This window comes from Anaeromicrobium sp. (genome assembly GCF_025210435.1).
Taxonomy (GTDB): domain Bacteria; phylum Bacillota; class Clostridia; order Peptostreptococcales; family Thermotaleaceae; genus Anaeromicrobium.
The window spans coordinates 115333-128725 of record NZ_JAOART010000023.1; the positions used below are offsets into that span (position 1 = coordinate 115333).

Sequence of the window (13393 nt, forward strand, 5' to 3'; positions counted from 1 at the left end):
TATTAAGTAAACAAAATGTTAACAAAATGTTAACAAGGGAGGTTTTAATTTTGAATTATGGAGCAGATATAGGCAGAGGAAATGTAAATATAGTTAGCCTTAACAAAAGAATAGCATTTGAAAGTTATTGTGGTAGAGCTAGAAGTTTGGATTTTGAAGATGATAAAACTAATTACATTATGACCATAGATAATAATGGATATTTTGTAGGTGAAAAAGCTAAACTTGAAGGTTTATCAAGAGGATTTCAAAAGAAGAAAATTGATAAATTAAGGAGTTTACCATTATTGCTGACGGGGATATTTTTAACCACAGATGTTGAAGAAGTAAGAACTAATATAGTAACTGGAACACCTGTATCGGATTATAAGAACCAAAGAAAAGAGATAGAAGAGTTCTTGAAAGGTGCTTATAAAGTTGGAATGTATGGAAGTACAAAAAGTATTGCATTAGAAAATGTAAGCGTATTTCCTGAAGGAGCAGGAGCTTATTTTTCCCTTGTATTAAATGATAAAGGTGAGGTTGTAAATAAAGAATTAGCCACTCAAAAAGTTGGGATGATAGACATAGGTTACAAAACCATAAATTTGGTTGTATTTGAAAATATGAAGTTCATTGATAAATACAGCTTTACTGTTAACTTTGGGATGCATCAAGTGTATAACATGATCTACAAAAGACTTTCAAGGGCGGAAGATATAACACCAGAACAGGCTGAAAATATAAAAACAGGACCGGAATATGACGTGTTAGCTAATAGAATTGATAATGATGTAAATAAGTTTTGGGGGAATACATCATTTAAAATATTTTTATGCGGTGGTGGGGCTCATTTATTAGGTAAATACTTCCCTCAATTCTTTGTAATGGATAATCCTGAATATGCTAATGCGAATGGCTATTTCAAAATAGCTCAAATGCTATACAAACCTAAAAAACTAGTTTGGGAGATGCCAAAATGAAAGTTATAGGGGTTAGAGTCGCAAATGAAGTTTATGATTATTATATGGCTATAGAAAATAAGAAGGAGAGAGCAGAATTATTAAGAGGAATATTAACTAAAGCAGCTGGTTTTAGTTATGATGATAAACAAGAATTATTTAATGTGAAAGAATTGGTTATGAAGTACCTTGAAGAAAATATAGGTAAGTTTAACATATTGGAAAAACATTCAGATGAGATTAATGAAACTATGACAGAAAAAGCTTTAGATTCTATATTAAAAATGATGAATTAACATAAAAATAGCCGGCGAAGTTAGGCCAAGTGAGCTGTGAAGCAAATACCTTTGCTAACAGCATATGCAAGAGAAGTGTTAAAAATGCTAGTCTACTATAAAAAATTAACAATTATTTTTGCAATCATACAAGAAGTTGAAACTAGTGCAAGCCCTAATCCTAACTCAAACATAATTTATCACCTCAATAATATTATTCCACACGGGAGGAGGGATATGCGTGATCGTATTGATTATTTTAGACATTGCCTTATTGGTTTTGGGGGGAGGTTTGATATTGAAAGGAATATATAAAATTGTAAGGGGGATTTTTAATGAATGGAATAAATAATTTATCAAAGATAGTTGATAAGATAGGTGTTATTATTACTGACTTGGTTATTATAGCCTCTAAAGTAAGTTGGAAGGCTTTGATAGTAATGCTAGTGATAGCAGGAGCCTTAATGATGTTTGGAAATGAATATGGTTCTAAAATAGTAACTAAAAGAGCCATACAAGGATTTTTATTTATACAACTAGCCTCAATGTTAATATAGGTGATGTTATGAGAGTTAGAATTGTACCTAATTATTCATTAGATAATAGAAAAGTTTTAGGAATGCTAGAAAATATCCACTACTACAAAACACCATATAACAGAACAGAAATAACCCATGATAAAGAAAATATATTTATAGACTTGAACCCTAAGAATAATATTTCATACGAGATAAAACTTACTAAAAATGATTGTAGCTTTTACTTAGGATTCCCCGACAGAATAAAGGGAAATGTGCTTACAGAATTGAATATATGCTACCCACAAGCCACTATAAAGGAAGATAATAAGATTGATATCCCAATAGGTGTTAATAAACAACTAGAATTAAAAGAGCACTTTTTCATGTCCTTAAAAACAAATATGAAAGGCCAGTTCCCTTTGTCTAATCTATTAGAAAGCCAAAATACTCTTAAGGAAAATGAAGAAATATACATAAGATTTGATTTAGAACCATGTAATCCTAGCTGGTACAGAGAGGTTGAAAGTTGCATAAAGAAATTTAATACTAACGGGAAGGTAACAACCAAAACAAGTTTAGATTTAAGGAAGTTAACATATGGAGGCATTGATTTTGCATTAGAAACCTGTTACTACGGAATAGATCTTTTAAATTCGGTTTTTAGTAAAGTTGAAATAGAACATGAATATCTAGGGAATGATATGTATTCAAAATTACTTAGGAATGGATTGAGTGATAATACATTGACCAAAAGCAGATACAATGCCTATAAAACTAAGATAAATGTAATAATTAAAAGCGAAAGAGAGGATATGTTGTTTAGAAATGTACTAAAATCTTTCAATTCCATGAGTGGTGACAATGAATTTATTCTTAAAGACAAAAGTCATTACAAAAATATATTATGTTCAAAGGAACTTGCACAAATTATGCAGCTACCCACAAAATATTACCAAGAGACATATAGAATAAACAGCATAGACAATAGAGAAATAGAAGTCCCTAAGGAGTTACAAGGTGATAGAATACCAGTGGGCGAAACTACTGTTAGGGGTAACGAGGTAAAAGTTAGCTGGTGCAATAAATACAATGTAAGGGCCTTGCCAAAGGTTGTTGCTGGACCTCCGGGGGCTGGAAAGACAGAATACACATGTAATTATATAAAAGGTGCTAATAAAATCGGGGATTGCACAATAACATTTGACTATATTAAGAATTGCGAACTTACTTACAAATCAATAGAAGATATTGAGGATCCAGTGCTAATAAATCTTGCAGATGAAAAACAATTATTTGCTTTTTCATACCCAGAGGTGTCTAGCAATATAACAGAAGAATCTACATCATGGGAAAAGATATTAGTCGCTAGTGAAATAGGCCAACAAGTAAAGTATCTAGTTAACAGTATTTCTGACGGAGACAACAACGGACCTTTATCATCACAAATGGCTAGATATTTAGTAGCAGCAGTCAAAATTGTATTTATACATCCTGATGAAATAGTAGATAATGTTTTTAGAGTGTTAGAGGAGTGGACGGTTAGGAATAACTACATTAGAAATAGTAAAGGAATATATGATTATGATGATAGGGTTTTAAATACTCTTAGGGAATTGAATGATGTTGATTCTAATGGTAAAATTACAGGAACTAAAACACATCTGATTAGTGGGATTATAAATAGAATTAATACATTGGTTGAAAATCCGAGGTTAGAGAGAATGTTAAAGGCTCCTATAGATAATCATGATTTCACTGAATATATGAATGATGGTAGAGCGGTGTTTATTATGATGCCAGAGAAAGCATTTAAAGTTCCTATGACTAAGGATGTAGTTGTTACCTACTTTATGACTAGAATCCGCATGGCATCACTAGAAAGGTGTGAAGTAGATAAGCCTAATATAGCTCATATAATAACCGATGAAGTCCATCAAGTGCCTACAGCGGCCTCATTTTTTAAGAATCATATTACAGAGTTTAGAAAATTTGGGTTATCTCCTTATTTCACCATACATTACATGAAACAATTCAAAAGTCTGTTAGATGCTATTAAGTCAGCAGGAGCAAGCTATATGTTAATACAAGGGATAGAAAAAGAAAATTTGAAGATGCTAGAGGAAGAAATTAAGCCATTCACAGTAGAAGAAGGTTTAAATATGAAACCTTTCCATAGTTTGAATATAATAAGCTATGGAAATCAATACGCAAAATTCATAAGTAAATTACCAAAACCATTGTAAAAGCTAAGGCTATAAAAGACCTTAGCTTATTTTTCTCATTACATTTTTCACTATACCCAGTATGTTAGGTTGGTCATTGAAAATATCCATATGAACTTTATCCTTATTCATATAGGCAATAACATCTCCAGTAGAAGGAGGAAGACAAGACAGTGTTAGGTAATCTCCTTCTAGTATGCCTAAATCTATCCTAGTATAAGGAGCCCTTATGATGTTATTTCCGTTAAAAAACTCTTTATTTAATACTTCTATAGCTCGTGGCTTAGTAGGGGTTCTCTTAATAAATCCTTTTTTCTCCAAAACTTCTAAGTGATGGTGAACTGTGGAAGGAGAACTAAGGCCTACAGCGGCACAAATTTCTCTAACAGAAGGTGCGTATCCTTTAAAGTCTAATTCTCGTCGTATGTAATCAAATACTATTTGTTGTTTTTTAGTCAACATTAAATTCACCTCATGATAATATTATCATGTTTTGGAATGGGTAGCAAACGTATGTTTGTGAATTGCATGGAAAATAAATGAAAAAGTAACTTTTTAAAAGATATAGCTTCTGATATGTCGTGTGTAATCATTATGGCTGTTTTCTTCTCCTTTTTTAGTATATTATAAATATCATCTGCTACTATCAATCTAGTCTGATAATCAAGGGCAGAGAATGGTTCATCAAGTAGAAGTAATTTAGGCTCTATGGCTAGTGTTCTAATTAATGCAACCCTCTGCCTCATACCACCAGATAATTGACTAGGGTAGTGATATTTAAAATCCTTTAATCCATAAGTATCTAAAAGCTTTTCAACCATTTCCTTTGAATCTGTTGTCAATTTCTTTTGTACTTCAAGTCCAATAAGCACATTATCTAATATATTCCTCCACTCAAATAAAAGGTCATTTTGGAACATATAACCTACATCTTTACGAGTATCAGTCACTTCTATACCTTCAATGGTAACTTCACCAGAGGAAGGTTTGAGTAAACCAGATATGATAGACAACAAGGTGGACTTTCCGCAGCCACTAGGACCTACTATGGTTATGATCTCTCCCTCGGATACATGAAAGGATAGATCTGATAAGGCCTTAGTCTCGCCACCTAATGTATGATAGCTCAGGTGCAAGTTATTCACTTGTACTATTCTTTTTTGAGGCACGATCAACCCTCCTTAAATAACTATAATTTATATTATTCAAAGAAGGGAGTTTTGCTACTGATGAAGTTATTAGTTTACTAGGAAAGAATATTTGAATGAAATTTTGGTCAGTAGTAAGGGGAAGATATGGGATTTTTTTAGATGTTGTGGATGAAATATTGAAAACGGTGTTTATGAGTATTTCAGGGCAACCGTACCATAAGTGATGGCGGTTTTCACTAAAATTGGATAAACGTAAACTCACCATCCACTATTTAGTCAAGAAAGTTCAAGTTATTTGATTTTCCTGGACTAGTTTAATTTATATATATTTATAGAAAAATTATTTATAAATATAAACTATGAATAGCAGAAAATATCAGGCATACATTTTCTAAAAATGATAACTTTATATTACAAAATAAAGTTAAGGAGAAAAGTAGTTATGAAAAACTTGAAAGCTTGTTATTATGAATTAGAAGGTACAAATTATGAAGTGGGTAAATTATTGGGAGAAAAAATAAAATCTGTGTCACAGTTTCTGGAGAGGAATGAAATGCCAAAATCTCCTTTTTCAAAAGAGGAAGAAATACAAATTATAAAAATGTTTGATGAATATTGTCCAGGAATTAATGAAGAAATTGAAGGTTTTACAGATGCATTAGGACTTGATAAATTTCAAGCAATATATTATGTAATGTCATTTCTTAAACCAGGTTGTAGTCAAATGACAGTATTACCTGAAAAGACGAAAAACAATCATGTGCTATTGGCTAGAAATTATGAATTTAATGATGAAATGGAAGAACTTATTTTGTGTACAACAAAGATTAAAGGGAAATATGCTCATATAGGTACATCTATGGTTCAATTTGGTAGAGGGGATGGGATGAATGAATGTGGTCTTGGAGTTAGTCAAACATCAACAGGTCTACCAGTAGGAAATTTTCAAGGGTGTAGAAAACCTGCAATTGTGGGATTACAATTTTGGTCAGTTATAAGATCAATATTAGAAAATTGTAAGGATGTCAATGAAGCTATAAAATATATGGAAAGTGTACCAATAGCATATAATATAAATCTTATGGTTGCTGATAAAATGGGAAATGCAGCTTTAATTGAAAGTCTTGATGGTAAAAAGGCAATTAAATGTATTTCAGCTAATACAAAAGAACAATTTTTATGCTCTACAAATCATGTTCATTTAGAGGAATTAAAGAAATATGAACCTAAGGCTATGAAAAACTCAGTAGTACGATATAATTTAATCAATAAATATTTAAATGAAAAAGAAATAGTCTCACAGGACAACCTTAAATCATTATTAACTACAATGTATCCAGAAGGACTATGTTGTCATCATTACGAAGATTTTTTTGGAACACTAAGAGGAATGGTGTTTGATTTAAATGATGGAACTGTAGATGTATGTTTTGGATCAACCGCTTTGAATGACTGGCATACTTTTAAAATAGACAATAGCCAAAAAAAATTAGAGTATACAGTAAAAATTATAAAGCATAAAGCACCAAAAGATTTTTATGAATTAATATAAGAAGCTAAAAAAGCAGAGTGAGTTAGAGGTATGATGTGAAGTATATAATCAAGAAAGGATTTTGTGATAGGTTATGGATTATACTAAATCATTAGAAAAAGCAATTATGTACATTGAAGAAAACTTGAATGAAGAGTTGAAAACAGAGGATGTAGCTAAATCTATTGGTTATTCTTACTATCATTTTACTCGGTTATTTGAAGGATTACTAGGTGAAAGTATTGGAAATTATATACGAAAAAGAAGAATCACAAAATCAGCACAAGATTTAATATATACGGATAAAAAGATTGTAGACATAGCATTAGACTTTCAATTTAAATCACCAGAGGCATTTGCAAGAGCATTTAAAAAAATATATGATTCTAGTCCTATTGAATATAGAAAGAATAGAATTCATGTATTAAAAGGAAACAAGAAATATATGGATAATGAAAGATTAAAGCATATTTTAAATAATATTACCATTCAACCAGTGATTAAAGTTATACCTGAAGTTAAAGTTATAGGTATAAAGGGAAATATTACACTGAAAAATAATTTATTACCTGATCTATGGAATGACTTTAATAGTAGTAGTTCAAAAATAATAAATAGGGCTGAACCACTTAAATATTATGGAATTTGTGAAAATGATAGACCAAATAATCAATTTGGTGAAAATGTAGCATATAGTGAAATTGTGGGCTTAGAAGTTACCTCTTTTGACTATATACCAGATGGGATGATAACTAAAGTTATTCCACAGGGGAAATATATAGTATTTACTCATAAGGGAAGTATAGATAAATTAAAGGAAACTTATGAATATATTTGGGGTACATGGATTCCTTTGTGTAAGGTAGAGATTGATATGAGAGATGATTTTGAATTATATGATGAAAGGTTTAAAGGAGCAAATAATCATTTATCAGAAATTGATATTTATATTCCTATAAAATAAAAAATGATATACTTTATTATCAATCAAAAACTTAATTTGTACGTGATATAGTGAATCGCATCATAGATGATTATACCCCTGTCAAGTGCACGCATAATAGTTTACTAGTAAATAGGATTTGAATATGCCTAAATAAGTTGAAAGAATCTAATATGGATTTAGCACTTCTAAAAAAGGTATAATTAAAAGTAAAAGGATGATATTATATAAATGATACATAAAAGAATTAATATGGAGGGAGCGTATGAAAAAAATATAAAATTATGTACACTAGATTTTTATTAGGAAATCTATATAGGTTTCCTATGTGAAAATAGAATAATAAAGGAAAAGGATGAATAAGAATGATAAATTTTAAGGTGAAGAGATTTATAAAATCAGTATGTATGGTATTTGTAATGGCAATATTTATAACGGCATGTACCAACGAAAAAATAAGTGAAGGACCAAAGGAAGATGTTAAGATCCAACACCCAAAAGTACAGATAGAAATGAAAGATGGTAGCAAGATGGTTTTTGAACTATATCCTGAGTATGCACCTACTACAGTTGAGAATTTCATAAGTCTTTCTAAATCAGAATTTTATGATGGACTTAAATTTCATAGAATCATGAAAGGGTTTATGATTCAGGGAGGAGACCCTAAAGGAGATGGAACTGGGGGATCTAAAAATACTATCAAAGGTGAATTTGCAGAAAATGGTTTTTCCCAGAATGAGCTTAAGCATACAAAAGGTATAATTTCTATGGCTCGTAGTAATGATCCAAATTCAGCGAGCAGTCAGTTTTTTATAATGGATGGAGATGGAAGTTTTCTTGATGGGAAGTATGCAGCATTTGGAAAACTAATAGATGGAGAAGATACGTTAGATAAAATAGCTGATACGCCTGTGAAAAATAATCCTTATTCAGGAGAAGCATCTACCCCTAAAGTAGATGTAGTAATAAAAAAAGTAATAGTATTAGAGCCTAATAATTAATAATATAGAAAAGAATTTTTTTATATGGGATTTAAAAAAATTAAACTACACTCTATGAGATGGTAATTTTGCCATCTTATTTTTTTTGTCCAAAAACTTTTAAATTCACTATCTATATAAGTGAAGAACTTTAGAATCCGTAAGACCTAAAACAAAGGGCAGGCAAGCGTGAGTTTTTGTGACAACTAAAAAGAGTGTGGTTAATCATATCCACTATAAAAAAATATTAACGTGTTGAAAGATTAAAAATCACGATAAAATAACTTGCCGTACCAACGGTTTAGTCGCAGGTTAGAGCTGCATGGGTCTATATGTATTAAAAAAATATATATAGACATTTCCCAGATAAGTGCAGCTCCGTTGTGGGGCATCCTCAAATGTTTGGTATACATACCTGGTAATCGGGCCTGGGCAGGTTTGAGAGGATGTTTTCGAATAAGATATTATTCAAATAAGAAAAAGGGTATACGGATACCTATGGCTCCGCCTTGTATAGTAAAACCCTTCTCCTGTAATTTTTTTTCTCAAAAGTTACAGGGGGAGGAGTAGCCGTTGTCCTATTCACCACTTTGTATAGATAAAGAATCTGAAGAGTATAGATTTTGAAAATATATTATCTAGGCTACAAGGGGGATAAAGAATTATATTAATCTTTATAGTTTAAATATATGGAATTATTTGTTTTGTAATTATTTCCATATTCATGTATCATATTCTTATTAGGGAGGTTTTTATCATGAATAAAAAAATATTAATTGTGTCAATCTTACTTATCTTTTCTTTATTTTCAATTACTGCTTCAGCACAAAATAATGGTTTTATTAAAGCTAGTAGCTTAAAGCCCTTTGAAAATATGATGAAGGAAAAAGTGAACTTATATGAATTATACAAAGAAGGAGATTTAAATATTTATAATAAAAGTATTTCCATAGGGAAAGACGAAACTCTTACATTAAATGCAATTTTAGCAGATAAAGCCAATGTTATTATCATGTATACCTTAAAAGGTAATTCAGAATATCATGAAATATCCATATCATCTAAAAATTTCAGATCATATTTAGATGAAAATAAAACTAGTGCCTATAGTGCAGGTATGCAATCTTTTACTGATAAGGAAAATACCTATGTAATTTTAGATTGCAATGTCCAATTAGTTCCTAATTATGACAATACTATAGTTCTTACTATAGAAAATGATGATAATACATTTAGAGAACTGACTATTCCTTTTGGTGATGAAAACTTTTTAAGATCTAGTGTAGATTATTCACCTAATGTCCAATTAGAAGGTTTTAGGGATAGGGTAACCTTATCAAGGGTTGTTTCTTCACCACTGGGCCTTACTTTGTTTTCCACATACACAGAAGATCCTTCTAATAAGAATCCTCATAATTTACCTAGAGAAGTGGATTATAAAGGTTCTTCATTAGTTACAGAGGATACTGAACTTGAATGTTTTGGTGGTGGTGGAACTAGAATATCTGATAATATATTTTTAGATTATTCTTCTTATTCTCCAATTCCAAGGGATACTAAGGAAATCTATTTTTATACTAATGGTAAAAAATATACAATAAAACTTCCAATCATTCCAACCGTACATCATCCAAAGGATGCTTATGAATTAGGTTCTACCATAGGGTCTAATAGAACCATCTATTTAGATGATAAGGAATATAACTTAAGTACTATTCTTTATGAAACAGATGTTTTACAAAAGAATCCTGTCCATGATGGAAAAGAAATTATAATTAAAAATATAGAAAACTTAACTATCATAGGAAAAGAAAATTCTAAAATAGTAGTAGAACCTAGGTATGCCAATGTCCTTACCTTTGAAAATTGTAAAAACATAAAATTACATAACCTAACCATAGGTCATACAATAGAACCTGGACATTGTACAGGGGGAGTTATTAAAGCTTTAAATACTACAGGTCTTACTATTAAAAATTCTAAATTATTTGGTTGTGGTACTCAAGGTCTTGAACTAGAATCTAGTAATGATATAAAAGTTTTGGATTCTGAAATTTATGAATGTAGTTATGGCATAATGGCTATTAGAGATAGTGGCAATATATTATTTAAAAATAATACATTTCACGATAACAAAGAATTTTATGGTGTGGAAATTACAGAGGGAAATAATATAACTTTTGAAGACAATAAATTTTATAATAATGAAACTTCTGATGATGAATCTCTTATCCATATTTATAGTGGAAGCAATATTTCTTTTAAAGATAATATCTTTGAAAATAATAAATGTAGATCAATATATAATTAAAAATGAAGTAATATATGGCTTAAACCCATTAGGTTTAGGCCATATTAATTACTGCTATAAAGAATTCAATTTAAAGTAACTTAATCAGCTCTTCTAACTCTTCAGATAAAGCTTTTGCAAGCTCAAAATCCATATCTTTTAAAGCCAATTCTATTTTCGTCTCAATTGATTTTTTCTTTTGTTCAATTTCTAAATAGTCTCTATCAAAATGATTAGCATAAATCTTCCTTCTAAATTTTTTCATACTCATTTTTCTAATGGTTTTATCTTCAATGATTAGAACATAATCCATACAATTGGCTATAGAATAGTAATCATGAGAAATCATTAGAATGGCCCCTTTGTAGTTTTCTATGGCTTTTTCAAGGGCTATTTGTGAATAGGTATCTAAATGACTTGTAGGTTCATCTAAAAGCAGGAAGTTTCCCTTATTAGCAGAAACTTTAGCTAATTGAAGTACATTTTTTTCTCCCCCAGATAAGGACCCTATTTTTTGATCAAGTATTTCTCCATGAAAACCGTAGTTTGAAACATATGATATAACCTCATCATAGGTTTTAAAACCTGCATCTAGGAACTCTTCCATTATGGTATTAGACTCACTTAGTGTTTCACCTTGATTCTGAGATAAATAGGCCATTTTAATACTAGGATTAATTTCAATTGAATCACTATTATTTTTAAAAATATCTCTCAATAAAGTGGTTTTTCCAGTTCCATTTGAACCTATAAGGGCTACTTTATCAGTAGATTTAATCTCGAAATTAACATTTTCTAAAAGTATCTCATCATAGGCAACACTGTAATCATTAACTTTTAAAGCCATGATTTCTTCCATCTCATTATCAATATGAAAAGTGATATTGGGTTCTTTAATATGTACAAAAGGCTCTTTAATACGTCTTGCTTCTAATCTTTCTTGAATTTTCACTCTAGCCCTTAGGGACCTTCCTTTAGAAGCGTCAGGATTATAGGTTGCAATATATCTTAGCTTATTGATTAACATGGCGTTTCTCTCAATTTCTTCACTATCGGCCATAGCCAATTCTTGTAACTCAATTTTAGTTTGAAGTAATGAGAACTTATAATCAATATATCTTCCATCAAACTCTTGGAGTTCCATGTTTTCAAGGTGCAGAATTTTGTTAAAACAATGATTCAATAGATATCTGTTGTGGGTTATAACTAATAGTGTTCCCTTATGTGAATTAATTAGGTTTTTAAGAGAATTAAGGTTTTCAAAGTCTAGGAATACATCTGGTTCATCCATAATCATTAAGTCTGGATTATTGAGCATTTCCCTAATCACTTGTATAAGTTTGAATTCTCCACCACTAAGTTCAGATACCATTAGATCTTTATGCTTAGCTAGGTTTGCAAGATTCAGCTTTTTATTTATGATGCTGTCAAAATCATCCCCACCAATTGCATTAAATGCGTCTAAAGCTTCCTGGTATTTTTCTAGTAGAGTATCAATATCCGAAGATGTTTCCATTTCAGTACAAATGGATGTTATTTTATTTTGTAATCTAATAAATTCTTTTCCTATATATTCGTAAACTGTAGTATCTTTTATTTCCTCTAATTGTGAGAACTGACTTACATACCCAATTCTACAATTAGGGTCCATCTCTAACTTACCATCGAACATATATCTTTCTGGGTCCATAATTATATCTATTAATGTACTTTTTCCACTGCCGTTTGTTCCTATAAAAGCACAATGTTGACCATCTTCTAATGAAAATGAAATATTATTGTATAGATCCTTTTGGGGGAAGGAGTAGGACAAGTTATCAAATTTTATCATATTTATTACCTCTCTTTATCACTTAAAAAGAGCCTATAAAAATAAGCTCTTTATCATATAATATTGCCAATGAAAATTTTGCAATTCAATATAATGTAGCAATGATATTATTTTTGGTTTTCAGTTGATAGCATAACATTTTTTTTCACTAATTTCAATCATCCTCTTTAAACTATTTATTTGCAAGTATTATTTCTTTTAGTGAGATATGAGAATTTCGGTATCTAGTTTTACTTTTCTCTCCATTAAAGCGAATTGCATTACTTGGACAGTTTTGGGTACAGGCATAACATCTAATACATTGTCCTTCAAAATTTACTTTGTGGTCTACTTTAATATTGTCTTCAAAATATATGTTGCCTTCTTTCAGCATTTTAGGAATGGAATAAGTTTCACCACCAAAAGATTTAGCCACCATTAGGGAATTTCCAGTTGCAGTAAAATAAAATATCTTCATCCAGATCACCCTTTTATATTCATAGTTACACACTTGTGTAACTTTTACAGCATTATACGGCTAGAAAGCCCACTCCTTTAGGTGTGGGATGAATAGGCCCAACTTGCTTGTTTTTTCAATATTTATGTATAAAATCATATTAAACATACACAGAATGTTATATAATAGTCATATGATGAATGACTATAGAAGAACTAAAACAACTGTATCCTTAATTAATTATCATTTTGTATTTTGTCCAAGGTACAGAA

At 30.4% G+C, this 13393-nt stretch carries 13 protein-coding genes and 1 pseudogene; 10 read left to right on the forward strand and 4 right to left on the reverse strand.

The annotated features are described in order from the left end of the window. Nucleotides 1-50: 50 nt before the first annotated feature. The 5 genes from N4A57_RS02895 to N4A57_RS02915 are packed head-to-tail and all read left to right on the forward strand — an operon-like array spanning nucleotide 51 to nucleotide 3980. On the forward strand, nucleotides 51-962 hold the full coding sequence (locus tag N4A57_RS02895; RefSeq protein WP_293656000.1) for a ParM/StbA family protein: 912 nt from the start codon (nucleotides 51-53) through the stop codon (nucleotides 960-962). After that, nucleotides 959-1237 (forward strand): hypothetical protein, encoded by a 279-nt coding sequence (locus N4A57_RS02900; protein WP_293656002.1) that lies wholly within the window; start codon nucleotides 959-961, stop codon nucleotides 1235-1237. The genes N4A57_RS02895 and N4A57_RS02900 overlap by 4 nt, the downstream gene beginning before the upstream one ends. Before the next feature lie 51 nt (nucleotides 1238-1288). Then, a complete protein-coding gene (locus tag N4A57_RS02905; protein WP_293656004.1) occupies nucleotides 1289-1531 on the forward strand; it encodes a hypothetical protein in 243 nt (80 codons plus the stop codon). Nucleotides 1532-1551: 20 nt separating this feature from the next. Beyond that, nucleotides 1552-1773 carry a hypothetical protein gene (locus tag N4A57_RS02910; protein WP_293656006.1) on the forward strand — a complete coding sequence of 74 codons (222 nt, stop codon included), beginning with the start codon at nucleotides 1552-1554 and terminating at the stop codon, nucleotides 1771-1773. 8 nt (nucleotides 1774-1781) lie between these two features. Continuing rightward, nucleotides 1782-3980, forward strand: coding sequence for a hypothetical protein (locus tag N4A57_RS02915; RefSeq protein WP_293656008.1), 2199 nt, complete (start codon nucleotides 1782-1784; stop codon nucleotides 3978-3980). Between the two features lie 21 nt (nucleotides 3981-4001). On the opposite strand, the gene N4A57_RS18580 is transcribed toward N4A57_RS02915, so the two are convergent. Both N4A57_RS18580 and N4A57_RS02925 read right to left on the reverse strand, forming a co-directional pair. After that, complete coding sequence (locus N4A57_RS18580; RefSeq protein ID WP_293656009.1) at nucleotides 4002-4421, reverse strand: ArsR family transcriptional regulator; 420 nt, start codon at nucleotides 4419-4421, stop codon at nucleotides 4002-4004. A 5-nt stretch (nucleotides 4422-4426) separates the two neighbouring features. Continuing rightward, nucleotides 4427-5128: an ABC transporter ATP-binding protein gene (locus N4A57_RS02925; RefSeq protein ID WP_293656011.1), complete on the reverse strand. Its 702-nt coding sequence runs from the start codon at nucleotides 5126-5128 to the stop codon at nucleotides 4427-4429. 424 nt (nucleotides 5129-5552) lie between these two features. Between N4A57_RS02925 and N4A57_RS02930 the strand changes: the two genes are divergently transcribed. From N4A57_RS02930 to N4A57_RS02945, 4 genes are all read left to right on the forward strand, one after another. Next, the gene (locus N4A57_RS02930) at nucleotides 5553-6662 is read left to right on the forward strand and encodes a C45 family autoproteolytic acyltransferase/hydolase (RefSeq protein WP_293656012.1); all 1110 of its coding nucleotides are present in this window, start codon (nucleotides 5553-5555) and stop codon (nucleotides 6660-6662) included. 73 nt (nucleotides 6663-6735) lie between these two features. After that, entirely contained in the window at nucleotides 6736-7605 is an 870-nt protein-coding gene (locus N4A57_RS02935) for an AraC family transcriptional regulator (protein ID WP_293656013.1), read from the forward strand. Nucleotides 7606-7949: 344 nt separating this feature from the next. Continuing rightward, nucleotides 7950-8585, forward strand: a complete 636-nt coding sequence (locus tag N4A57_RS02940; RefSeq protein WP_293656014.1) for a peptidylprolyl isomerase — start codon at nucleotides 7950-7952, stop codon at nucleotides 8583-8585. Between the two features lie 736 nt (nucleotides 8586-9321). After that, nucleotides 9322-10875: a right-handed parallel beta-helix repeat-containing protein gene (locus tag N4A57_RS02945; RefSeq protein WP_293656015.1), complete on the forward strand. Its 1554-nt coding sequence runs from the start codon at nucleotides 9322-9324 to the stop codon at nucleotides 10873-10875. Between the two features lie 70 nt (nucleotides 10876-10945). Here N4A57_RS02945 and N4A57_RS02950 read toward each other — a convergent pair whose 3' ends face one another. Together N4A57_RS02950 and N4A57_RS02955 are read right to left on the reverse strand one after the other, a co-directional pair. Continuing rightward, nucleotides 10946-12685 carry an ABC-F family ATP-binding cassette domain-containing protein gene (locus N4A57_RS02950; RefSeq protein WP_293656017.1) on the reverse strand — a complete coding sequence of 580 codons (1740 nt, stop codon included), beginning with the start codon at nucleotides 12683-12685 and terminating at the stop codon, nucleotides 10946-10948. Between the two features lie 172 nt (nucleotides 12686-12857). Then, on the reverse strand, nucleotides 12858-13142 hold the full coding sequence (locus tag N4A57_RS02955) for a 4Fe-4S binding protein (RefSeq protein WP_293656019.1): 285 nt from the start codon (nucleotides 13140-13142) through the stop codon (nucleotides 12858-12860). A 172-nt stretch (nucleotides 13143-13314) separates the two neighbouring features. Between N4A57_RS02955 and N4A57_RS02960 the strand changes: the two are divergent. Continuing rightward, nucleotides 13315-13393: pseudogene (locus N4A57_RS02960) on the forward strand (IS200/IS605 family transposase); the annotation flags it as partial.

What these genes read in the sequence shown, in the direction of transcription:
- N4A57_RS02900 (WP_293656002.1), top strand. Translation starts at nt 959, where the DNA reads ATGAAAGTTATAGGGGTTAGAGTCGCAAATGAAGTTTATGATTATTAT.
- N4A57_RS02910 (WP_293656006.1), top strand. Translation starts at nt 1,552, where the DNA reads ATGAATGGAATAAATAATTTATCAAAGATAGTTGATAAGATAGGTGTT.
- N4A57_RS02915 (WP_293656008.1), top strand. Translation starts at nt 1,782, where the DNA reads ATGAGAGTTAGAATTGTACCTAATTATTCATTAGATAATAGAAAAGTT.
- N4A57_RS18580 (WP_293656009.1), bottom strand. Translation starts at nt 4,421, where the DNA reads ATGTTGACTAAAAAACAACAAATAGTATTTGATTACATACGACGAGAA.
- N4A57_RS02930 (WP_293656012.1), top strand. Translation starts at nt 5,553, where the DNA reads ATGAAAAACTTGAAAGCTTGTTATTATGAATTAGAAGGTACAAATTAT.
- N4A57_RS02935 (WP_293656013.1), top strand. Translation starts at nt 6,736, where the DNA reads ATGGATTATACTAAATCATTAGAAAAAGCAATTATGTACATTGAAGAA.
- N4A57_RS02940 (WP_293656014.1), top strand. Translation starts at nt 7,950, where the DNA reads ATGATAAATTTTAAGGTGAAGAGATTTATAAAATCAGTATGTATGGTA.
- N4A57_RS02945 (WP_293656015.1), top strand. Translation starts at nt 9,322, where the DNA reads ATGAATAAAAAAATATTAATTGTGTCAATCTTACTTATCTTTTCTTTA.
- N4A57_RS02950 (WP_293656017.1), bottom strand. Translation starts at nt 12,685, where the DNA reads ATGATAAAATTTGATAACTTGTCCTACTCCTTCCCCCAAAAGGATCTA.
- N4A57_RS02955 (WP_293656019.1), bottom strand. Translation starts at nt 13,142, where the DNA reads ATGAAGATATTTTATTTTACTGCAACTGGAAATTCCCTAATGGTGGCT.